The organism is Knoellia subterranea KCTC 19937 (assembly GCF_000768685.1).
Lineage (GTDB): Bacteria > Actinomycetota > Actinomycetes > Actinomycetales > Dermatophilaceae > Knoellia > Knoellia subterranea.
This window is the reverse complement of sequence record NZ_AVPK01000002.1, coordinates 439603-461494: the sequence shown is the minus strand read 5'-3', so window position 1 is coordinate 461494 and position 21892 is coordinate 439603. Positions and strand designations below refer to the sequence as shown.

19 protein-coding genes are annotated in these 21892 nt (G+C 68.4%); 9 read left to right on the top strand and 10 right to left on the bottom strand.

Annotation, left to right across the window (positions count from 1 at the left end; translation table 11 throughout):
• Positions 1–84: 84 nt before the first annotated feature.
• Positions 85–1101: a PorA family protein gene (locus tag N803_RS05675; RefSeq protein ID WP_035903202.1), complete on the top strand. Its 1017-nt coding sequence runs from the start codon at positions 85–87 to the stop codon at positions 1099–1101.
• A gap of 92 nt (positions 1102–1193) precedes the next feature.
• Here the strand turns inward: N803_RS05675 and N803_RS05670 are convergent, their stop codons facing one another.
• Positions 1194–1997: a class I SAM-dependent methyltransferase gene (locus N803_RS05670; RefSeq protein WP_035903201.1), complete on the bottom strand. Its 804-nt coding sequence runs from the start codon at positions 1995–1997 to the stop codon at positions 1194–1196.
• A gap of 148 nt (positions 1998–2145) precedes the next feature.
• Here N803_RS05670 and rpsA point away from each other — a divergent pair, with 148 nt between their 5' ends.
• The 3 genes from rpsA (at position 2146) to N803_RS17345 (ending at position 5284) form a co-directional block, all read left to right on the top strand.
• Positions 2146–3654: a 30S ribosomal protein S1 gene (rpsA, locus tag N803_RS05665; protein WP_035903200.1), complete on the top strand. Its 1509-nt coding sequence runs from the start codon at positions 2146–2148 to the stop codon at positions 3652–3654.
• Between the two features lie 179 nt (positions 3655–3833).
• Entirely contained in the window at positions 3834–4340 is a 507-nt protein-coding gene (locus N803_RS05660; protein ID WP_035903199.1) for a SigE family RNA polymerase sigma factor, read from the top strand.
• The gene (locus tag N803_RS17345; RefSeq protein WP_052111827.1) at positions 4337–5284 is read left to right on the top strand and encodes a hypothetical protein; all 948 of its coding nucleotides are present in this window, start codon (positions 4337–4339) and stop codon (positions 5282–5284) included. The genes N803_RS05660 and N803_RS17345 overlap by 4 nt, the downstream gene beginning before the upstream one ends.
• 39 nt (positions 5285–5323) lie before the next feature.
• Here N803_RS17345 and N803_RS05650 read toward each other — a convergent pair whose 3' ends face one another.
• Positions 5324–5986: an inositol monophosphatase family protein gene (locus N803_RS05650; RefSeq protein ID WP_281174974.1), complete on the bottom strand. Its 663-nt coding sequence runs from the start codon at positions 5984–5986 to the stop codon at positions 5324–5326.
• Between the two features lie 99 nt (positions 5987–6085).
• On the opposite strand from N803_RS05650, the gene coaE reads away from it, so the two are divergent.
• Positions 6086–7261 carry a dephospho-CoA kinase gene (gene coaE, locus N803_RS05645; protein WP_035903198.1) on the top strand — a complete coding sequence of 392 codons (1176 nt, stop codon included), beginning with the start codon at positions 6086–6088 and terminating at the stop codon, positions 7259–7261.
• On the opposite strand, the gene N803_RS05640 is transcribed toward coaE, so the two are convergent.
• Positions 7246–8298, bottom strand: a complete 1053-nt coding sequence (locus N803_RS05640; protein ID WP_035903195.1) for a Gfo/Idh/MocA family protein — start codon at positions 8296–8298, stop codon at positions 7246–7248. The genes coaE and N803_RS05640 overlap by 16 nt on opposite strands.
• A gap of 112 nt (positions 8299–8410) precedes the next feature.
• Between N803_RS05640 and uvrB the strand changes: the two genes are divergently transcribed.
• Both uvrB and N803_RS05630 read left to right on the top strand, forming a co-directional pair.
• Positions 8411–10528, top strand: coding sequence for an excinuclease ABC subunit UvrB (gene uvrB, locus N803_RS05635; protein ID WP_035903194.1), 2118 nt, complete (start codon positions 8411–8413; stop codon positions 10526–10528).
• Between the two features lie 34 nt (positions 10529–10562).
• A complete protein-coding gene (locus N803_RS05630; protein ID WP_035903193.1) occupies positions 10563–10913 on the top strand; it encodes an MmcQ/YjbR family DNA-binding protein in 351 nt (116 codons plus the stop codon).
• A 48-nt stretch (positions 10914–10961) separates the two neighbouring features.
• Here N803_RS05630 and N803_RS05625 read toward each other — a convergent pair whose 3' ends face one another.
• A complete protein-coding gene (locus tag N803_RS05625) occupies positions 10962–11801 on the bottom strand; it encodes an alpha/beta hydrolase family protein (RefSeq protein ID WP_035903409.1) in 840 nt (279 codons plus the stop codon).
• An 82-nt stretch (positions 11802–11883) separates the two neighbouring features.
• A complete protein-coding gene (locus N803_RS05620; RefSeq protein ID WP_035903192.1) occupies positions 11884–12828 on the bottom strand; it encodes a hypothetical protein in 945 nt (314 codons plus the stop codon).
• A gap of 358 nt (positions 12829–13186) precedes the next feature.
• Between N803_RS05620 and N803_RS05615 the strand changes: the two genes are divergently transcribed.
• Positions 13187–14227 carry a TerC family protein gene (locus tag N803_RS05615; RefSeq protein WP_052111891.1) on the top strand — a complete coding sequence of 347 codons (1041 nt, stop codon included), beginning with the start codon at positions 13187–13189 and terminating at the stop codon, positions 14225–14227.
• 28 nt (positions 14228–14255) lie between these two features.
• Here the strand turns inward: N803_RS05615 and N803_RS05610 are convergent, their stop codons facing one another.
• The 4 genes from N803_RS05610 to N803_RS05595 form a co-directional block, all read right to left on the bottom strand.
• On the bottom strand, positions 14256–15128 hold the full coding sequence (locus N803_RS05610; RefSeq protein ID WP_035903407.1) for an EamA family transporter: 873 nt from the start codon (positions 15126–15128) through the stop codon (positions 14256–14258).
• 80 nt (positions 15129–15208) lie between these two features.
• A complete protein-coding gene (locus N803_RS05605; protein ID WP_035903191.1) occupies positions 15209–15889 on the bottom strand; it encodes an MBL fold metallo-hydrolase in 681 nt (226 codons plus the stop codon).
• Positions 15890–15891: 2 nt separating this feature from the next.
• Complete coding sequence (locus N803_RS05600) at positions 15892–16578, bottom strand: maleylpyruvate isomerase family mycothiol-dependent enzyme (RefSeq protein WP_169743044.1); 687 nt, start codon at positions 16576–16578, stop codon at positions 15892–15894.
• A 4-nt stretch (positions 16579–16582) separates the two neighbouring features.
• Positions 16583–17743 (bottom strand): hypothetical protein, encoded by a 1161-nt coding sequence (locus N803_RS05595; protein ID WP_156969663.1) that lies wholly within the window; start codon positions 17741–17743, stop codon positions 16583–16585.
• A gap of 82 nt (positions 17744–17825) precedes the next feature.
• Here N803_RS05595 and uvrA point away from each other — a divergent pair, with 82 nt between their 5' ends.
• Positions 17826–21056: an excinuclease ABC subunit UvrA gene (gene uvrA / locus N803_RS05590; RefSeq protein WP_035903187.1), complete on the top strand. Its 3231-nt coding sequence runs from the start codon at positions 17826–17828 to the stop codon at positions 21054–21056.
• A gap of 130 nt (positions 21057–21186) precedes the next feature.
• Here the strand turns inward: uvrA and N803_RS05585 are convergent, their stop codons facing one another.
• Positions 21187–21891 carry an ABC transporter ATP-binding protein gene (locus N803_RS05585; protein ID WP_245617039.1) on the bottom strand — a complete coding sequence of 235 codons (705 nt, stop codon included), beginning with the start codon at positions 21889–21891 and terminating at the stop codon, positions 21187–21189.
• Position 21892 lies beyond the last annotated feature (1 nt).

Below are 21892 nucleotides of genomic sequence, written 5' to 3'. Positions count from 1 at the left end.
GACAGCAGCCCGGACGCGGTACTGACTGGTAGGGTCTCGACCACTTCCGTTCGCGTTCCACTTGAGACAAAGGTGTCCCCACTGATGCGCAGAATCATCGGTCTGGTTCTCATGGGCCTTGCTGGTTTCCTCCTGATGACAGCGCTCCTCGCGGTCGCCTATGTCCCGGGGGCGGTGAAGAAGACCCCGCTCGACACTGACTCCTACACCCGTCTCACGGGCACTGCGGCTGTTCTCCCGGCCGGTGGCAGCGCGCCGGTCAAGGCCCTGAGCCACACGGTCTCCGACGGCCAGAAGTCCGACGGGGGAGTCGTGGTCTTTGACACCTTCACGTGTCTCCTGACCGACCCCAACGGCGACTCGCCGGACTGCGTCGACGACACCGACCCCGACAAGCGCCTCGTGAGTGCCACCACGGACCGGTTCGCCACGGATCGCCGCACAGGCATGGCGATCGCGTCGAAGGACGACAGCAAGTACGGCATCGAGCAGACCCACGAGGGGCTCATCAACAAGTTCCCGTTCGACGTCGAGAAGAAGACCTACCCCTTCTGGGACGGCATCCTCGGCCGCACGGTCGACGCGACCTTCGAGGGTGAGGAGGAGGTCAACGGCTGGAACACCTACAAGTTCGTCATCGACGTCCAGGACGAGCCGGCCGAGATCTCCTCCGGCATCCAGGGCACCTACTCGTCCCTGAAGACGATGTGGATCGACCCCCGCACGGGTGCCATCCAGAACCAGACCGAGCAGCAGGTCCGCAAGCTCGACAACGGGCAGACGGTCCTCGACCTCGACTTCGGCTTCACCGACGAGACGATCGCCGCGAACATCAAGGACGCCAAGGCCAATGACTCCAAGCTGGGTCTCGTCGGCAAGCTCCCGCTGATCACCGGTCTCCTCGGGCTCCTCTCCGGTCTCATCGGCTTCTTCCTGTGGCGGGGTGCACGGAACGCTGGTGGTGAGTCCCTGCCGCGTACGCCGGCAGGCCGGAACGACGATGGCAACGCCTACGCGGGCGCGGACAATGGCACCAACACCCTTGACGTCTTCGGCGACAACGCCGAGACGACGAGCCGGGCGGACATCCACCGCCGCTGACCCGCTCCCACTCTGCCGACGACAAGGCCCCGTCACCTCCCCGGTGACGGGGCCCTGTCGTGTGACCCGCCAGGTGGTGGCAGCGTGGTCAATCAGGGTTTGCGGCAGACGAAGATCGCGGTGCCGGGGATGATCGCGCCACGCGTCGGGGACCAGCCACCCCACGTCTCGGTGTTGTCCAGCGGCCATTCGGGTTCGACGACGTCCTCGACGAGCAGTCCACCGGCGACGATCTCGCGGATGCGGTCACCGAGGGTTCGGTGGTGCTCGACGTAGGTCGCGTGCCCGGACGCATCCGATTCGACATACGGAGTCCGGTCGAAGTAGCTGAGCCGAGCAACGAGCCCCGTCTCGGTCGGATCGTCAGGGAACGCCCACCGGATCGGGTGGGTCGTCGAGAAGACGAACCGGCCGCCCGGGCGCAGCACGCGGGCCACCTCGGCCATGACCGCGGCGCTGTCGGCGACGAACGGAACGACGCCGTATGCCGTGAAGACGGTGTCAAAGGTCGCGTCACCGAAGGGGAGCGCCAGACCGTCGCACTGCACCAGCGGGGGAGAGACGCCCGTGCGTCGACTCACGTCCGCGCCGACGCGCAGCATCCCGGCCGAGAGGTCCGTCGCGACGACCGACGCCCCCACGTGTCGGGTCAGCCACCGAGCGCACTGGCCGGCGCCCGCACCGATCTCCAGGATGCGCTGCTCGGAGGACGCCTGCAGCAGGCCCAGGGTTTCCTCGGTCCACCCTTCGGGCCCCCACACGAACTCCTCGTCGCCGAGGAACGAGCCGTGTTCGGCGTAGTAGTCGGCGGCCTCGCCGTCCCACCACGCGCGGTTCGCGGCATGGGTCTCGCCGGTCCCGGCGGTGCGCCGTCCCACGGAGTCACTCACCGGCATACCCCGCTTTGACCGTGCACTGACAACCTCGGTAAGGTGGACGAGCATTCGTGTGTGTTCTCGCGTGCCCTTGTGGGCCCGGGGACGGGCCGAACGCACTCAGTACCAACCCATCGAATCCATCTGTCCACATCGGAGTTCCTACTACATGACTGCCAGCACGGTCGACACGACCGCCCCTCAGATTGCCATCAACGACATCGGCTCTGAGGAAGACCTTCTCGCCGCCATCGACGCGACGATCAAGCACTTCAACGATGGCGACATCGTCGAAGGCCGCATCGTCAAGGTCGACCGCGACGAGGTTCTGCTCGACATCGGCTACAAGACCGAGGGCGTCATCCCCTCGCGTGAGCTGTCGATCAAGCACGACATCGACCCCAACGAGGTCGTCGCCGTCGGCGACGAGGTCGAAGCCCTCGTTCTCCAGAAGGAGGACAAGGAAGGCCGCCTCATCCTCTCCAAGAAGCGTGCGCAGTACGAGCGCGCCTGGGGCACCATCGAGAAGGTCAAGGAAGAGGACGGCGTCGTCACCGGCACCGTCATCGAGGTCGTCAAGGGTGGTCTCATCCTCGACATCGGCCTGCGCGGCTTCCTCCCCGCCTCCCTCGTCGAGATGCGTCGCGTCCGCGACCTCCAGCCGTACGTCGGCAAGGAGATCGAGGCCAAGATCATCGAGCTCGACAAGAACCGCAACAACGTCGTCCTGTCGCGCCGCGCGTGGCTCGAGCAGACGCAGTCCGAGGTGCGCACGACGTTCCTCAAGGAGCTCCAGAAGGGCCAGGTCCGTTCGGGCGTCGTGTCCTCCATCGTCAACTTCGGTGCGTTCGTGGACCTCGGCGGCGTCGACGGTCTCGTGCACGTCTCGGAGCTGTCCTGGAAGCACATCGACCACCCGTCCGAGGTTGTCGAGGTCGGCGACGAGGTCACCGTCGAGGTGCTCGACGTCGACATGGACCGCGAGCGCGTCTCCCTGTCGCTCAAGGCGACGCAGGAGGACCCGTGGCAGCACTTCGCCCGCACGCACGCCATCGGCCAGGTCGTCCCGGGTAAGGTCACCAAGCTCGTCCCGTTCGGCTCGTTCGTTCGCGTCGAGGACGGCATCGAGGGCCTCGTCCACATCTCCGAGCTGGCCGAGCGCCACGTGGAGCTGCCGGAGCAGGTCGTCACCGTCGGCGCCGACATCTTCGTCAAGGTCATCGACATCGACCTCGAGCGTCGTCGCATCTCGCTCTCGCTCAAGCAGGCCAACGAGGACGGCGCCGGACTCACCGAGTTCGACCCGACCCTCTACGGCATGGCTGCCGAGTACGACGAGCAGGGCAACTACAAGTACCCCGAGGGCTTCGACCCCGAGACCAACGAGTGGCTCGAGGGCTACGAGAAGCAGCGTGAGGTCTGGGAGAAGCAGTACGCCGAGGCGCACGCTCGCTGGGAGGCGCACCGCACCCAGGTCGAGGAGGCCGCCAAGGCCGACGCCGAGGCCGCTGCCGGTGGCGACACCGCCACGTCCTACAGCAGCGACTCGTCCTCGTCCTCGTCGTCGTCCGACGCTGACGGTTCGGACTCGCGTCCGGCCGCTCCGCCGGTCGCCGAGGGCACCCTCGCCTCCGACGAGGCCCTCGCCGCGCTGCGCGAGAAGCTCACCGGAAACTGAGCCCACCGGCATACGGATTCCGTATGCCGTCCGCTCACCACTGAAGGCCCGGTTCCCCTTGCGGGGAGCCGGGCCTTCGGCCTGTGCGGAGGCGCGCGAGAATTTCTGCTGGAACACTCAACCCCCGACGCCTCTCTCTCGTAGGGATGGGTGACAAGAGGGTCGAATGGAGGGGCGGCATGGGGACACCGGAGCGGATGGACGCCGAGTTCACGGCGTTCGTCGAAGGGGTGCAGACGCGCCTGTCGCGAGTGGCGGTGCTGCTCACCGGCAACCGGACGGCGGCCGAGGACCTCGTGCAGGAAGCGCTGATCCGGACCTACCTGAACTGGGGGAAGGTCCGGCCCGAGGGTGCCTACGCATACACGCGCAGGATCCTCGTCAACCTCAACACGGACCGGTGGCGTCGACGCCACCTCGAGCCCGCACTCGGTGACATCGGCGACGACCATCTCAGCACCCAAGCGGGTCACACCACCGTCGAGCAGCGCGACACGATCGTGCACGAACTCGCCGGCCTGTCGACGCGGGAGCGGACCATCATCGTCCTGCGCTACTACCTCGACCTCACTGAGAGTCAGGTCGCAGAAGAACTCGAGATTTCCGTAGGAACAGTGAAATCGACCTGCTCACGGGCCTTGGCCCGGATGAACAGCGAGCGCGTCGAAGAAGGATGGTTGTCATGAGCCCGATCAGCGAAGACGAGCTGCGCGCCCGACTACGGTCCGTCTCGCCGACACCGATGTCGCAGGAGTATGCCGAGCACATCGTCGGCGCTGGCCGGGCGCGCCGACGCCGCCGCCGGATGCTCGGGACCGTCGCCGTGGCCGCCGCCACCGCCGTGATTGCCGTCGGCGCATTCGCCCTGAGCGACCGGATCGGCCCCGATGAGGCCCTGCCGGCCAGGCCATCGCCGATCCTCGACGGGACGCCCGTGGTCACGCCGACCGGTTCGCCAACCGGGTCGCCGACGGCAAGCCCCTCAGCGACGGCCTCGACGTCGGTGTCGTCGACGCCGACGGCGAGCTCCTCGTCCACTGCGGCACCGAACCCCGGTGCGAGCGCATCCACCGGGCCGCGGCCGTCCGCGAGTGGTTCGACTCCAACGACCCAACGACCTGTCAGCCTGCTGCACGCCGACTCGTGGAGGCCATCGAGCAGCTTTGCTGGCGCCTGTGGCACCGACATCTTCCCGGTCGCAGCGCGGGGCAACGCCTACAGCTACGACTCGCGAAGCACCAGTGCGGCCGATGGGCGTGCCGACCGCGAGGCCTACCTGTTCTTCCCGAGTACTGCGGATGCTTCGGCGTTCATGAACGAGCTCCGCTCCCAGAGTCGCGCCTGCGTCACCGCCAGTGACGGAACCACCCGGGGGATCGTCGAAGCGCTCAGTGGTCCGTGGAGTGACGGTCTGGCACTCAGCTCCTTCGCGAACCAGCCGACGGTCTCGCATGGATCGGTCGTGATCGCTGTCCGCTCCGGCAGTGCCGTGGCCCTGTCGGGGGCATCCGGTCCGATCGCCGGGACCGAACGCGTGGACCCGACCCTGATCGCGGCCGCACGTCCGTCCGTCGAATACGTGTACCCCCAGTTGTCCTGTGGGCTCACGCCAGCGGGCTGCCGCACCTGATTCCTTGAGCGGAGTCGGCAGGGCGAACCCGCCGGGGGATCAGGTCGCGAGTTCGGTGACGAGGTCGCGCAGCGTGGGGTGGTCCACGTCGGCGGCGGTCGACCAGTAGGCCGGGCGCTGGTAGGACGTGCGCGGGTCGTCGTCGACGACGCCGTCCTCGCAGCCGTGATAGCGGCCACCGCCCAGTCGCACCATGAAGGCCCCGGCGGCGACATCCCACGCGTTCGTGTGCAGGTCGAAGGTCGCGTCCGCCCGTCCGGTGGCAACCATGGCCAGACCGAGGGCGCCGCTGCCGAGCGTGCGCACGGCTCCGTACGCGTGGACGAGGCGCCCGCTCGCGGCCAGGGCGTTGTCGCCGACGGTCTCGAGGTCGAGGTCGCGGGGGAACGTCGAGACGACCAGCGAGTCGAGCTCGCGCTCACGGCGTCGTGGGGCGGCGGGGACTCCGTTGACGGTGACGCCGGTCAGATCGGCGGCATAGACCTCACCCAGGGCGGGTGCAGCGATGACTCCGGCCACGACCTCGCCGTCGATGGCCGCCGCGATGGACACGCACCAGAAGGGCCCTTGATGAGGGCGAGTGGCGTGCGGACCTCGTGGCTCAGCACGGACACCTGGTCGGCCCGGCGCAGGGCCACCCCCTCGAGCCGACTGATCTCGTGTTGGCTCCGTGCCAGTGCGGCTCGGAGCCGGGTCACCCACCAGACGAGTGCGAGGACGGCGAGCCCCGCTAGCACGAGACCCACCACGAGGGCCGAGGTCATGAAGGCGACCCTATGTCGTGACGGGTACGTTGACCCCATGCTTCGTGTGGGTCTGACCGGCGGAATCGGTTCCGGCAAGTCGACGGTGGCTCGCACGCTTGGGGACCTCGGTGCCGTGGTCGTCGACGCGGACGCCGTGGCCCGCGAGGTCGTCGAACCCGGTATGCCGGCCCTCCAGGCCATCCGTGAACGTTTCGGTGACGCGGTGTTCGGCTCCGATGGAGCCCTCGATCGTCCGGCTCTCGGACGTGTCGTCTTCACGGAGCCGGCCGCGCTGAAGGACCTCGAGGGCATCACCCACCCCGCGATCTGGAAGCGCACGGCCGAGCTCATGGCGGGCGCACCCGACGACGCCATCCTCGTCCACGACATGCCACTCATCGTCGAGAAGGGCATGGGCGCCGACTACCACCTCGTCATCGTTGTGGGCGTGACGGAGGAGGAGCGCCTCGCCCGACTCGTCCGCGACCGGGGGATGAGCGCCGAGGACGCGCAGTCCAGGATCGACGCCCAGGCCGACGACGACGCGCGCCGGGCCGCCGCCGACATCTGGCTCGACAACAACGGCACCCGTGAGCACCTCGATCAGCGGGTGCGACGGATCTGGGCCGAACGGCTGGAACCGTTCAACGAGAACCTGATTCACGGCATACGGGCTCGTCGTCCTGACGCACTGACGCTCAGTGAGCCCAACGCGGAGTGGCCCGCACAGGCCGAACGCCTCATCGCGCGACTGCGAAAAGCCTTGGGGGACACGGCTGTTGCCATCGAGCACATCGGATCCACCGCGGTGCCCGGGTTGCTGGCCAAGGACGTCATCGACCTCCAGGTGGGGGTGCGGTCGCTCGCTGACGCGGACGAGCCCGCGTTCCTGGAAGCGTTGTCCCGCAAGGGTTTTCCGCGGATCGGGGGAGTGGCGCACGACAACGGCAAGGACGGGACGGAGTGGCCCAAGCGGTTCCACGGCAGTGCCGACCCGGGACGCGTCGCGCACGTCCACGTGCGTGAGGTCGACGGCCCGGGCTACCGCTGGGCGCTGGGTTTCCGGGACTGGCTTCGGGCCGACCCGGAGGGGCGCAGGGAGTACTCCGAGCTCAAGCAGGACCTGGCGTCAAGGGTGCTGTCGACGGGGGACTACGCCGAGGCGAAGGAGCCGTGGTTCGACTCGGTGCACGACCGCGTCGTGGGCCACGAGGGTCACTCGCCGGGGTAGCGCACCCCGATCTGTGAGCGCACCTCGTCGAGGACCTCCATGATCCGGAGCGTCTCGGCAGCGGGCAGCAACGGGCTCTCGGTCAGCCCGGCATCGACGAGTCGCGCCGCCTCGCAGGCCTCGAAGTGCAGCCCGTGCATCCGGTCCTCGGGCTCCCACGAGATGTCGGTCGTCGTATCGCGGGAGACGAAGCGGACCCGCGACGGTGCGTACCACCGGTTGTTCGGATCGTCCGGGTCGCCGAGTTCGAGACGCCCGGCGGTGCCGTTGATGCTCGCGGTCGTGGGCGTGCGCGAGGTCATGGTGGCGTGGAGCACCCCACGGCCACCGGCGCCCGTCACGAGGACGGTCTCCTCCGCATCGACGCCTTCATCGGTGAGGCGGCCGGTCGCGGCGACGGAGGTGATGCCGCCGAGGGCGAAGTTGGCAAAGCTGATCGGATAGATGCCGAGATCGAGGAGGGCTCCGCCGGCCAGTGCGGGATCGGAGAGCCGCTGCGGGCCGTTGGGGAAGAGTGGCTGGCCGTGGTCGGCGAAGACGTTTTCGACCTCGCCGAGGAGGCCCTGTTCGAGGCACTGGCGCACGACGTCGACACCCGGCAGGAAGCGCGTCCACATCGCCTCCATCGCGAGCAGACCCCTGTCCCGCGCGGTGTCGAGGATGTCGCGCGCCTCTGCGGCATTGCGGGCGAACGCCTTCTCGACGAGCACCGGCTTGCCTGCGTCGAGCGCGAGCCGCGCGTGCTCGTGGTGCTCTGAGTGAGGGGTCGCGACGTAGACGATGTCGACGTTCGGGTCGTTGACCAGCTCGTCATAGGACCCGTATGCCGTGTGCGCGCCGAAGTCGTCCGCGAATCCTTGCGCTCGGCTCAGGTCGCGTGACGCCACCGCCTGGATGACCTGGTCCGTCTCGGCGGCGAGGGCCGTCGACATCGCCCGGGCGATGTAGCCGGGGCCGAGGACGCCCCAGCGCAGTGTCGGTGCAGAGTGGGGGTCGGGCGTGCGGGGTGCGGGCAGCGAAGTCGGGGTCGTCGTCACGGAACCATCGTGGCACCCGGGCGCGGGATCCCGGGGAGGCGGGCGGCCGGCATACGGGACTGTCCAAGGCATGGCGTGGGGGACTGTCGGTGGCACGGCATACCGTTGTCGTATGCGTCCCACCACCGACCTGAAGCGCACCGTCGCCCCGTTCAAGGTCGAGTCCGAGTTCGAGCCGGCCGGTGACCAGCCGGCCGCGATCAAGGACCTCGCCGAGCGGATCAACGCCGGTCAGCAGAACGTCGTGCTCCTGGGCGCGACCGGCACGGGCAAGTCGGCGACCACGGCCTGGCTCGTGGAGCAGGTGCAGCGGCCGACCCTCGTGATGGCGCCCAACAAGACGTTGGCCGCCCAACTCGCGAATGAATTCAGGGAGTTGCTGCCCAACAACGCGGTGGAGTACTTCGTCAGCTACTACGACTACTACCAGCCCGAGGCGTACGTCCCGCAGACGGACACCTACATCGAGAAGGACTCGTCGATCAACGACGAGGTCGAGCGCCTGCGGCACTCGGCGACGAACTCGTTGTTGACCCGGCGTGACGTCATCGTCGTCGCGTCGGTGTCGTGCATCTATGGCCTCGGGACGCCGCAGGAGTACGTCGACCGCATGGTGCAACTGCGCGTCGGCGACGAGCTCGATCGCGACGACCTGCTGCGGCGGTTCGTGCAGATGCAATACACGCGCAACGATCTGGCGTTCACGCGCGGCACGTTCCGGGTGCGCGGCGACACCGTCGAGATCATCCCGCAATACGAAGAGCTCGCGGTGCGCGTCGAGTTCTTCGGCGACGAGATCGACAAGATCTACACGCTGCACCCGCTCACCGGTGAGGTCGTGCGCGAGGAGTCGGAGATGTACGTCTTCCCGGCCTCGCACTACGTCGCCGGCCCGGAGCGCATGGAGCGGGCCATCGCCGGGATCGAGCACGAGCTCGAGGAACAGCTCAAGGCGTTCGAGGCACAGGGCAAGATGCTCGAGGCCCAGCGGCTCCGGATGCGCACGACCTACGACATCGAGATGATGCGACAGGTGGGGTCCTGTTCGGGGATCGAGAACTACTCGATGCACCTCGACGGGCGCAGCCCCGGTTCGGCGCCGAACTGCCTGCTCGACTACTTCCCCGAGGACTTCCTGCTCGTCCTCGACGAGTCGCACGTGACCGTTCCGCAGATCGGGGCGATGTTCGAGGGCGACATGTCGCGCAAGCGCACCCTCGTCGACCACGGCTTCCGCCTGCCGTCCGCGATGGACAACCGGCCACTCAAGTGGGAGGAGTTCCTCGAGCGCATCGGCCAGACGGTGTATCTGTCGGCCACGCCGGGGAACTACGAGCTCGCCCAGGCAGACGGCGTCGTCGAGCAGATCATCCGACCCACCGGACTGGTCGACCCCGAGATCGTCCTCAAGCCGACGAAGGGCCAGATCGACGACCTGCTCCACGAGATCAACGAGCGCGCGGCCAAGGACGAGCGGGTGCTCGTCACGACGTTGACCAAGAAGATGGCCGAGGACCTCACGGACTACCTCCTCGACAAGGGTGTGCGTGTTCGCTACCTCCACTCCGACATCGACACCCTGCGACGGGTCGAGCTGCTGCGCGAGTTGCGAATGGGCGAGTTCGACGTCCTCGTCGGCATCAACCTCCTGCGTGAGGGACTCGACCTGCCCGAGGTGTCGCTCGTGTCCATCCTCGACGCGGACAAGGAAGGCTTCCTGCGGTCCTCGCGTTCGCTCATCCAGACCATCGGTCGCGCCGCCCGCAACGTGTCGGGCCAGGTCCACATGTATGCCGACAAGGTGACTCCCTCGATGCAGGAGGCCGTCGAGGAGACCCAGCGGCGCCGCGAGAAGCAGATCGCCTACAACCTCGAGCGCGGCGTCGACCCGCAGCCGTTGCGCAAGAAGATCGCCGACATCACCGACCTGCTCGAGCGCGAGGACGCGGACACCGAGGCCCTACTGGGTTCGGGTCGGGCCCGGTCGCGCGGGAAGGCCGACGGCGGTGGCCGTGGCGGGCGTGGCGCCCTGGCCGCCGATCAGGCGACTGCGGGTGCGGGGCGGGTCGGGACGATGGCGGCGGGCGATCTCGCGAACCTCATCCAGGAGCTCACGACGCAGATGCACCAGGCCGCGACCGACCTCCATTTCGAGCTGGCTGCTCGCCTCCGCGACGAGGTCGGTGACCTCAAGAAGGAGCTCCGGCAGATGAACGAGGCCACCAAGTGAGAATGTCTGCGTCGTCCTCGGCATCGGGCGTGGCATGACGCCCGAGGAGGTGTCTGCCTACGCCCTGGCCAAGCCCGGAGCGTGGGCCGATCAGCCGTGGGAGGGCGACGACGTGGCCAAGGTCGGGGACAAGATCTTCGCCTTCCTGGGTGGACTCGGGTCCGGCGACGAGCCGACCGTGGGCGTGAAGCTGGGCACCCGGGCCGAGGCCGACGAGTGGATCGCGGAGTTCCCGGACGATGCAGCGGTGTCGCCCTACATCGGCCGGCACGGCTGGAACACGCTCACCGTTGGTGGCGCCATCCCCGACGAGGCGCTGCGTGAGGCGATCGACACGTCGTACGAGCTGGTCGTGGCCAAGCTCCCGAAGCGCCAGCGTCCCTGACCCGAGCTGTCGTGGTTCGACGCTGGCGCGTCGGCCGGCGGCGGCGATTCAGGCGTGGCCGGCGAGTTCGTCGAGCAGTTCGAGCTGACGTGTCCATGCCTGGCTGCCGGGGTCGATGACGACGAAGTGGTCTCCGTCCACGAGGTCCACTGCCGCGTCGGCACCGGCATCGGTCGCCGCAGCCACGTAGTTCGTGGACTGGTCGGTCGGCACGGTGTCGTCCGCCCGGCCATGGATGCACCGCACAGGCACCTCAAGAGGCAGGTGCTGCTGCGGGTCGTAGGCCTCGTCGTCGGTTGTCGCGGGGTGCCCGAGGAGTCGCTGGACCGCGCCCGCCCCGAGGTCCTCGCGGTCTGCCCGCTGAAGGTCGAGGACCCCGGCCTGGGACAGCGCGCCGGTGACCCGGACGGACGCTCCGGACCACGCGGCATACCGGTGCCGTCCCGCAGCCCACACGGCGAGGTGACCGCCCGCGGAGTGCCCGAGGGTGAGGACGGTGGAGAGGTCGACGTCCGGGATCGAGGCGAGCAGGTCGATCGCGGCGTGCACGTCGTCGAAGGTCTCGGGGGCGCCGCCGCCGTTGCCGACGCGGCGGTACTCGATGTTCCACGCGGTCCAGCCGTGCTCGGCGAGGGAGCGGGCGAGGGGCCGGCCCAGGCCCAGGTCGTACTGCGCCTTCCAGAAGCCGCCGTGGATGACGACCACGACGCCCTTGCTGGTGCCCTCGGGCCGGGTCAGTTCGGCGAACTGGCTCGTGTCCTCGCCGTAGGTGATTCGCATGGCTCGGGGAGTCTCCTCGGACGGCGTGGTGGTTGAAGTGCCCGGGCTGCCGCACGCCGCGAGAGGCAAGGCCGCCGCTGCGAGGACGACCGACCGGCGAGTGGGCACGATCGCAGCGTAGGTGAGGCTGTTGTGATGCAGAAGGCGCAACATGCTGCCCTTGTGCATCACGGTTGCTGTTGTTGAGGGGTCAGGCGGCCCTGCGTTCGGTGAGGAGTTCGTGAGCCCGGACCACTTGGTCCATGAACGCGTCGCATTCGAGCCGAAGACCCAGCACGGGGATGCGCAGCACCACGGCATCCGTGAGCGTGACGTCGTTCTGGCGGAGCGCGTCGTCGACGGGTGCGAGTGCCCTTGCGTGGTGGCCGCCGTCGATTTCGACCAGCAGTCCGATGTCCTCCCAGAACGCGTCGAGGTAGGCCCGCCCTCGCGCCATGGTCCGGACCACCTGGCGGGATGGTGGCGGGAGTCCACGGTCCACACACAGTTGACCGAAGTCGAGCTCACCCAGCGAGTGCGCCCCGTCGCAGATGTCCGGGATGACCTGCCGCAGCAACCCACGTCGGGCACCCCCGCGTGTCGTGGTCCAGATCTCGAGGAGACGTGCCGGTGCGACGAGTCGTTGCTGCACCACGAGACACAGGATGAGCACCGCAGTACGGTCCGTGCGGGCCCACTGAGCGGCCCGGATCGCGGCCCACTCCACGGTCGTGCGAGGTATCCCGGCACCTCGAACCGGTCCGATGTCGCGGCGCCGGTGGACCCGTACGCCCGGGAGCTTGTGGACGTGATGGTTGGCAGGGATGGCGACGTCGACGTGATCGGCCGTGAAACCGCTCAGTCCTGCCGCCTCCAACGCGCTCACGCCGTCGAGTACGGCGCCCGAACCGCTCTCCCACACCGCATGCCACAGTGCCGCCTCACCCGTCAAGGGCTGGGACGTGGTGATGGCCACGGTGTGGCGACCGATCGCGGACCATCGGCCGGCCGCTATTTCGGACCGCACGTCGGCCCGGCTCACGCCAACTTCGCGGAGATCCCTGCGGTGGGCCAGACCTGCATGCTCCTCCGCGATCAAGGCAGCGCGTCGTGCCCGCTCGGCGCGGGGGAGGCGGTGTCGGCGCGGATCCGTCATGTGTCCAGCCTGCCGGACCTGGCGAACTCGGTCCCGCGGTCATCCACAGGCTCAGGGCCCTCGCCGCGGGTGTGCTGCAAGAGGCGCGGGATATTGCGCCCCCTGCAGCACACCACCCGGAGCGGGCCCACTCCGGTGGTCAGGATTCATCTCACGCGCGGAGCCGTGAGAGAATCCTGACCAGCGGAGGGGAGTATCCCCAGCGCGGTGTCCTCGTCATCACGGCTCGCCCCACGGCGAGCCCGGGGAGCCGGTCCAGCCCTTGGGCGGGAGAGACCTCCGGGCCATGTCCCCAACCCTTGAAAGGTTGTCCGCGTTGCTCACCCTCTCCACCGCGCTCCCCGCGGCGACGGAATCCATGAACGTCGCCCCGTGGCAGTGGTTCCTTACGATCGGCCTTGCTGCCGCCGTCCTGTTGTTCGACGTGATCATGATCGCCAGGAACCCGCACCGTCCCTCGACCAAGGAACTGGTCGTCGCCCTGTCGTTCTACATCGGCGCGGCGATCGTCTTCGGCATCTGGGTCTGGATGAGCCACGGAAGCCAGCTCGCCGGCGAGTTCTATGCCGGCTGGTTGACGGAGTACTCGTTGTCGGTCGACAACCTCTTCATCTTCCTGTTGATCATGGCGAAGTTCGCCGTGCCCGAGAAGTTCCAGCAGACCGCCCTCATGTGGGGCATCATCATCGCGATCGTGCTGCGAGGCATCTTCATCTGGCTCGGGGCCGCGGCGATCAACAACTTCTCGTGGGTCTTCTACATCTTCGGCGCCTTCCTCATCTACACCGCGGTCAAGCTCGCGACCGAGGGTGAGAGCGACGACGAGGAGTACGAGGAGAACCGCTTCATGAAGTGGGTCGAGAACACCCTGCCCTCGACGAAGGAGTGGACCAACAAGCTCTTCGTCAAGGAGAACGCGAAGCGCGTCGTCACCCCGCTCTTCATCGTCGTCCTGGCGCTCGGCACCACGGACCTGCTCTTCGCACTCGACTCGATCCCGGCGATCTACGGCCTCACCAAGGAGCCGTACCTCGTCCTCACCGCGAACCTCTTCGCCCTCATGGGTCTGCGCCAGCTGTACTTCCTCCTGGGCGGCCTGCTCCAGAAGCTCGTCTACCTCAGCCTGGGCCTGTCCGTGCTGCTCGCCTTCATCGGCGTCAAGCTCATCCTCCACGCGCTGCACGAGAACGAGCTGCCGTTCATCAACGGCGGCGAGCACTTCGACGTCCCGGAGATCCCGATCGCTGTCTCGCTCGGCGCGATCGTCGTCATCCTCGGCGTCACGACCGTGGCCAGCCTCTGGAAGTCCAAGCGCGACGCGAAGGCGGAGTTCGCCCAGGTCGGTGCCGGCCAGGGCCCCGACTCGAGCGACGACGACGGCTTCTACAAGGGCGACTGAGCCACCCGGCATACCTCGCTCGAACGCGTCAGGACCCCGTCGATTCGGCGGGGTCCTTGCGCGCTCCGAGGCCGAGGACGATCGCGGAGGCGACGACGACGAGAGCCATGCCGAGCAGCTGGATGCCGTCGAGGGTCTGGCTGAGGATGATGAGCCCGGCGAGGGCAGCGACGGCAGGCTCGAGGCTGAGCAGGATGCCGAAGACCTGCGCGGTGAGTCGGCGCAGCGCGGTGAGTTCGAGGGAGTACGGCAGCACCGACGACAGCACCGCAATGCCCAGACCCTTGGCGAGTGTCTCGCCGGTCCATTCGGGCACCGACGCGAGCCCGAACGGCAGGGTCACGAGGGTTGCGACGATCATGGCAAGCGCGAGCCCTTCGAGCTTGTCGAACTCGGCTCCCGTCCGCCCGCTGAAGATGATGTATGCCGCCCAGCAGGCTCCCGCCATCCCGGCCAGTCCCAGCCCGGTCCAGTCCAGATCGGCGAAGGGCACGGACAGGGCCTCGGAGATCAGGAGGACACCACCGGCGGCGGCGAGCACGGCGATGAAGTCGATCGGGCGGCGGGACAGCGAGGCGGCAAGCAGGAGGGGTCCGAGGAACTCGACGGTGACGGCGACACCGATGGGCAGGTGGGCGAGTGATCCGTAGAACGTGAAGTTCATGAGTCCCAGCGCCAGCCCGAAGCCGACGACTGTCAGCCACGCCCGGCGCGAGTGTCCACGGAAGCGGGGCCGCGCGATGGCGACGAGGATGACCGTCGCGAAGAGGAGCCGCATGACGACCGAGCCGCCGGCACCGATCTCGGGGACGAGCGTGGCTGCGAGTGCTCCGCCGAACTGGACGGAGACGATCCCGGCGAGGACGAGCAGGGGAGCGGGGACGGACTCGAGACGCGACACCACGACAGGCTAGATCCGGGCGTCGTGTCCCGTGATCCGGGCCACACGGTGAGACCGAGCCGCGCCCGGCCGCGTCCTGGTCACCAACCGCGTTCGCGCCACTCCGGGAGGTGGGGCCGCTCGGCGCCGAGCGTGGTGTCGCCGCCGTGACCCGGATAGACCCAGGTCGAGTCGTCGTAGACGTCGAAGACGCGCGTCGTGACGTCCTCGATGAGGCTGTCGAAGCTCTGGCCGGGGTTCTTGGTGTTCCCGATGCCGCCGGGGAAGAGCGAGTCGCCGGTGAAGAGGTGCATGTGCCCGCCGTCGGACGGGTCGGAGTAGGCCAGGGCGACCGACCCTGGCGTGTGCCCCCGCAGGTGCACGACATCGAGCGTGCAGTCCCCGAACGTGATGACGTCCCCGTGCACGAGTCGGACGACGACGTCGACCGGCAGGGCATCGGCGTCCTCCTCGCCGGCATAGGTCGTCGCACCGAACGCTCCGACGACGTCGGGCAGGGCTCGCACATGGTCCCAGTGCTGGTGGGTCGTGACGACGTGGCCCAGGTCGCCGGTCCCCTCGCCGATGAGGTGCCCGAGCCGTCCGGGTTCGTCGGCGGCGTCGATGAGCAGCTGCTCGCCGGTGGCGCGGCAGGTCAGGAGATAGACGTTGTTCGACATCTCCGACACGGCGATCTTGCGGATGACGAGGTGCGTCAGCTCGCGGACGTCGGTCGGCCCGCCGGGGGAGACGTCGCCGGTGTAGTCGGACGGGGTGCCCATGGTCAGAGCCCAGCCGTCAGGGAGGGCAGGTCGCCGGACGAGGTCACGCCGGACGGATCCTGACGCGCCAACCAGCGGAGGATTGCGCCGCGAGTGCCGGTGACCTCGGTGGCGCCGTCACCCAGGGTCCACGTGTCGCCCTCAGTGCTGCGGATCGTGGCCGACAACGGGCTCGGACCGCCCTGCTGACGCTTGATCTCGTTCTCGATGAAGAGCGTCTGGAGCTCGCCGTCGAGGTCGTCGAAACCGAAGCCGGTGTCGAGGTCGACGTGGTGGTAGACCACCTCACGCAGCCGCATGAAGGGCAGCATGCCGCCCTTGAACGTCGGTCCGCCGGGCGTTCGCTCGAGCTCGATGTCGCGGTGCTCCGGGCCGAGGCGCCTCAGGTCCTCGGCCAGGGGGACCGCGGTCGCCGCCACCTCATCGACGACCACCGCGGCCGGCCGGCCCACGCCGGCGTCGATGTCGGCGTCGCGACCCTCGGGTGACGAGTACATCGTCTCGCCGGTTCCGTCGACGGCCGCCCCGACGAGCCGTGAGAGGGCTTCGGCGTTGCGGGCGATGTGGTTGAGCACGTGGTCCCTGCTCCAGCCGGGGCACAGACTCGGCGCCGAGAGGTCGTCGAGGGCGCGGATGTCGGCGACGAGGAGCGTGGTCTGACGGTCGAGGGCATCGAGGAGATCGGTCACGAGGTCACCGTACGCGCGCACGCCACAACGTGCCCCCACCTTGCACGTCCGTCGTGATCACCCAGAGGTCGTTGCCGTGGGGGATGGCGGCGGTCGGCGTCCCACTCGGACCGTCGGTGGTCGACCACGTCGTTCCGGCTCGCCGGGCCACGACCGCCCCCCGGGGCGTCGGAACGAGGACGATGTCGTCCTTCTCGCCGACCATGACGGGTGCCACGACCGACCTGTTCTCCGTCACCGAAATCTCCGGTATGCCGTCCGCTCGCCGCGCCGCGCCCTCCGTCACGTCCCAGCCCGCGAACCGTCCGTCCTCGGTCCCGACGACGAGGCAGGAGTGCGGTGTGCAGGTGGCGGAGTCCGCCAGACCGGGTCCATCCGTCGCTGGCGCCCCGGGGAGATCGAGGCGGGTCCACGGGCCACCGGATCCGGGTGCGGACCAGAGTGCCGCCCCGACGGTGACCGAACCACTGGCGAGCCGGGTGACCGAACCGGCAACGACGACGCCGTCCCCCGCGGAGGCGATGGCGGTGCCGGCCGCCAGTGACTCCGCGGTGCTGCCGAGGGGTGTTGCCGTAGAGGGCTGCCGGGACCAGCGCGTCCCCGCTCGAGTCCATGTGGCGATGTCGAGTCCCGTGCGTTCGCTCTGCCAGGCGCCGAGAATCACGGGCGACCCAGCGGCATACGCGATGCCGGCAAGGTCTCCCGCTCCATAGCTGCCGAAGACCCCGAAGGGTTGTTCCTGTTCGGCGACGCCATCCTCGGTGCCGGTCCACGTCGTCCAGCGGTAGTTGCCGTGGGCGCCGCCCCGGGCGCCGGCGATGGCGTCGACGCGGCCGGCATGGGTCACGATCTGGAACCACCGGCCCTCGAACGCGTAGGGCGAGCGAGGGGCGAGCGGCACCTCGTGCCAGGTGTCGCCGTCCGTGGTCGAGAGGAGGTGGGGATGCGGTCTGCTGGCGCCGTACGTGCCCACGAGCACCCGGTCCTCGGTGACCGTGAGGGTGACGGGGGATTGCCCTTCGGGCAGGGACAGGCGCTGCCAGTCCAGGCGGGCACCGACCGACGGGCGGGGCGCGGGCGTGGCCGAGTCGTCCGACGTGCAGCCCGTGGCCGGAAGGAGCACGGAGAGGACAGCGGTCGTGACGAGCAGCGGGCGCAGGCTCACGCTCGTCACTGTAGGCCCGGAGAGGTCCTCACGAGCCGTTGCGGACGCTGAGGGTCGGAGGCTGTCGGTGGCGACACCTAGCATGGTGATCGTGACTTCTGCCGTGACCCCTGCGCCCGTCCGACGCTCCGGAAGTGCCACCCACGACCGCCTCATCGTGCGTGGCGCTCGGGAGCACAACCTCAAGGACGTGTCGGTCGATCTGCCCCGTGACTCCCTCGTCGTCTTCACTGGCCTCTCGGGGTCGGGCAAGTCGTCGCTGGCGTTCGACACGATCTTCGCCGAAGGGCAGCGGCGCTACGTCGAGTCACTGTCGGCCTACGCGCGCCAGTTCCTCGGTCAGATGGACAAGCCGGACGTGGACTTCATCGAGGGACTCTCGCCGGCAGTGTCCATCGACCAGAAGTCGACGAACCGCAACCCCCGGTCGACGGTCGGCACGATCACCGAGGTCTACGACTACCTCCGACTCCTCTTCGCCCGGGCCGGGCGTCCGCACTGCCCGACCTGTGGCGAGCCGATCACCCGTCAGAGCCCACAGCAGATCGTCGACCAGCTGCTGGCCCTGCCCGAGCGGACTCGCTTCCAGGTGCTGGCTCCCGTCGTGCGGGCCCGCAAGGGCGAATACGTCGACCTGTTCGCCGAGCTCCAGTCCAAGGGGTTCGCCCGGGCTCGGGTCGACGGCGAGGTCGTGTCGCTCACCGAGCCACCGACGCTCGAGAAGCAGATCAAGCACACGATCGACGTCGTCGTCGACCGCCTCGTCGCCAAGGGCGATGACGCGTCGTCGAAGCGTCGACTCACCGACTCCGTCGAGACCGCCCTCGGTCTGGCCGGTGGTGTGGTCATCATCGAGTTCGTCGACGCCCCCGAGGACGCCGACGGCTCCGGCGAGGGTGAGCTGCCGCGCGAGCGTCGCTTCTCCGAGAAGATGGCCTGCCCCAACAACCACCCACTCGCGATGGACGAGGTCGAGCCGCGCTCGTTCTCGTTCAACTCGCCGTTCGGCGCCTGCCCGGTCTGCACCGGTATCGGCACCGAGCTCGAGGTCGACCCCGAACTCGTCGTGCCCAACGAGGACCTGTCGCTCGCCGAGGGTGCCATCGCTCCCTGGGCCTCGGGCAGTGGAGCGTCGGAGTATTTCCAACGCGTCCTGGGTGCTCTCGCCGAGGAGATGAAGTTCAGCGTCGACCAGCCGTGGCGGGCCCTGCCCGAGCGGGCCAAGGAGTCGCTGCTGCACGGCCGCAACCACAAGGTGCACGTGCGCTACCGCAACCGGTTCGGGCGCGAGCGGTCCTACACGACGGGCTTCGAGGGTGCGATCCCCTTCGTCAAGCGTCGGCACGCCGAAACCGACTCCGAGTGGAGCCGCGAGCGCTACGAGGGCTACATGCGCGAGGTGCCCTGCCCCGCCTGCCGCGGCAGCCGCCTCAAGCCCGAGTCGCTCGCCGTCCTCATCGGCGGCAAGAGCATCGCCGAAGTGTGTGCCCTCCCGATCTCGGACTCGGCGGGCTTCCTCGAGCACGTCGACTTCACCGTCCGCGAGAAGCAGATCGCCGAGCGCGTCATCAAGGAGATCAACGCCCGGCTCGGGTTCCTCCTCGACGTCGGCCTCGACTACCTCTCGCTCGACCGACCGGCGGGCACCCTGTCCGGCGGTGAGGCTCAGCGCATCCGGCTCGCGACCCAGATCGGGTCCGGACTCGTCGGCGTGCTCTACGTTCTCGACGAGCCGAGCATCGGTCTGCACCAGCGCGACAACCACCGGCTCATCGAGACGCTGACCCGACTGCGCGATCTCGGCAACACGCTCATCGTCGTCGAGCACGACGAGGACACCATCGCCACCGCGGACTGGGTCGTCGACATCGGTCCCGGAGCCGGTGAGCACGGGGGAGCGGTCGTCCACTCCGGCACCGTCGCCGACCTGCTCACCCACGAGACGTCGCTCACCGGCAAGTACCTGTCCGGCCGTGAGGAGATCCCCCTGCCGGCGGTGCGCCGACCGCAGGAGAAGGGACGCGAGGTCACGGTCGTCGGGGCCCGCGAGCACAACCTGCACGACGTCACCGCGAGCTTCCCCCTCGGCAACCTCGTGGCCGTCACCGGCGTGTCCGGTTCGGGCAAGTCGACCCTCGTGAACGACATCCTGTACCACGTGTTGGCGAACAAGCTCAACGGCGCTCGACACGTGCCGGGCCGGCACAAGACCGTGACCGGTCTGGAGCACCTCGACAAGGTCGTCCACGTCGACCAGGGTCCGATCGGCCGCACTCCGCGGTCCAACCCGGCGACCTACACCGGTGTCTTCGACGCGATCCGCAAGCTCTTCGCGACCACGACCGAGGCCAAGATGCGCGGCTACCAGCCGGGGCGGTTCTCGTTCAACGTCAAGGGCGGCCGCTGCGACGCGTGCTCGGGTGACGGCACGATCAAGATCGAGATGAACTTCCTGCCGGACGTCTACGTCCCGTGCGAGGTCTGCCACGGCGCGCGCTACAACCGCGAGACGCTGGAGGTGCACTTCAAGGGCAAGACGATCGCCGATGTGCTCGACATGCCGATCGAGGAGGCTGCCGAGTTCTTCGCCGCGGTGCCTGCCATCGCCCGGCACATGATCACGTTGAACGAGGTCGGGCTGGGCTATGTGCGCCTCGGTCAGCCGGCGCCGACGCTCTCCGGTGGTGAGGCTCAGCGAGTCAAGCTCGCGACCGAACTCCAGAAGCGATCGACCGGGCGCACGATCTACGTCCTCGACGAGCCGACCACGGGTCTGCACTTCGAGGACATCCGCAAGCTGCTCGGCGTCCTCCAGGGGCTAGTCGACAAGGGCAACACCGTCCTCGTGATCGAGCACAACCTCGACGTCATCAAGAGCGCCGACTGGATCGTTGACCTCGGGCCCGAGGGTGGCAACAAGGGCGGCACCATCGTCGCAACGGGTACGCCCGAGCAGGTCGCGGCCAACCCCGACAGCCACACGGGCCGATTCCTTGCGCCCGTCATCGCCAAGACCTCGCGAACCGTGAGCCGGCCGACGAGCGGCAGAGCGGCAGCGGCACAGAAGGCACCAGCGGAGAAGTCGGCGGGTGGCTCGAAGGCAGCGACGAAGAAGTCCTCGACCACGAAGGCGACCTCAAAGAAGGCAGCCTCCACGAAGACGGCCACCACCACGGCCAAGGCCACTGCGGCCGCTCGCGCAGCCACCGCGGGCCAGACGACCGCGTCGACGACGAATGCGGCGAAGAAGACCACTCCCACGAAGGCGACCACGGCCAGGGCCACGAAGCGGACGCCGCGCAAGAGCGCCTGAGGCGAGCGGGCGGCATACACCGTCAGTTCGATCTGGACAGGAAGCCGAGAGTAGAGAAAGTGCCGCCTCCCTGTGAAGGGAAGCGGCACTTTCTCGGCTCTCTCGACCGCGCGGGTCGGAGGTTGCGGGATCAGTCCTCGCCGAGGTACGCCTTGCGGACGTCGTCGCTCGTGAGCAACTCCTGACCCGTGCCCGACAGGACGATCTTGCCGACCTCGAGGACGTAGCCCTTCGTGGCCCGCTTGAGGGCTGCCTGGGCGTTCTGCTCGACGAGCAGGATCGTCGTGCCCTGCTCCTGGAGCGTCGTCACCGTGGACATGACGGTCTTCATCATGAGCGGCGACAGACCCATCGACGGCTCGTCGAGCATGAGCAGCTTGGGGCGGCTCATCATGGCCCGACCCATCGCGAGCATCTGCTGCTCGCCACCGGAGAAGGTTCCCGCAGCCTGGGCCTTGCGCTCCCCGAGGATCGGGAAGAGGTCGTAGGCCGCCTGGAGATCCTTCTTGACGTCGTTGTCGCGGCGGGAGAAGGCCCCCAGCAGAAGGTTCTGCTCGACCGTGAGCCGCGGGAAGATCCGCCGCCCCTCGGGGGAGTGGGCCAGACCCAGCGTGACGATGTCGTGCGCCGGAGAGCTGTCGATGCGCTTGCCCTGGAAGCGGATCGAGCCGCTGGCCGGGCGCAGCAGACCCGAGATGGTCCGCAGCGTCGTCGTCTTGCCGGCACCGTTGGTGCCGATCAGGGTGACGACCTCACCTTCGTCGACGGTGAAGCTGATGCCCTTGACGGCCTTGATCTTGCCGTAGGCGACGACGAGGTCCTTGACCTCGAGCATG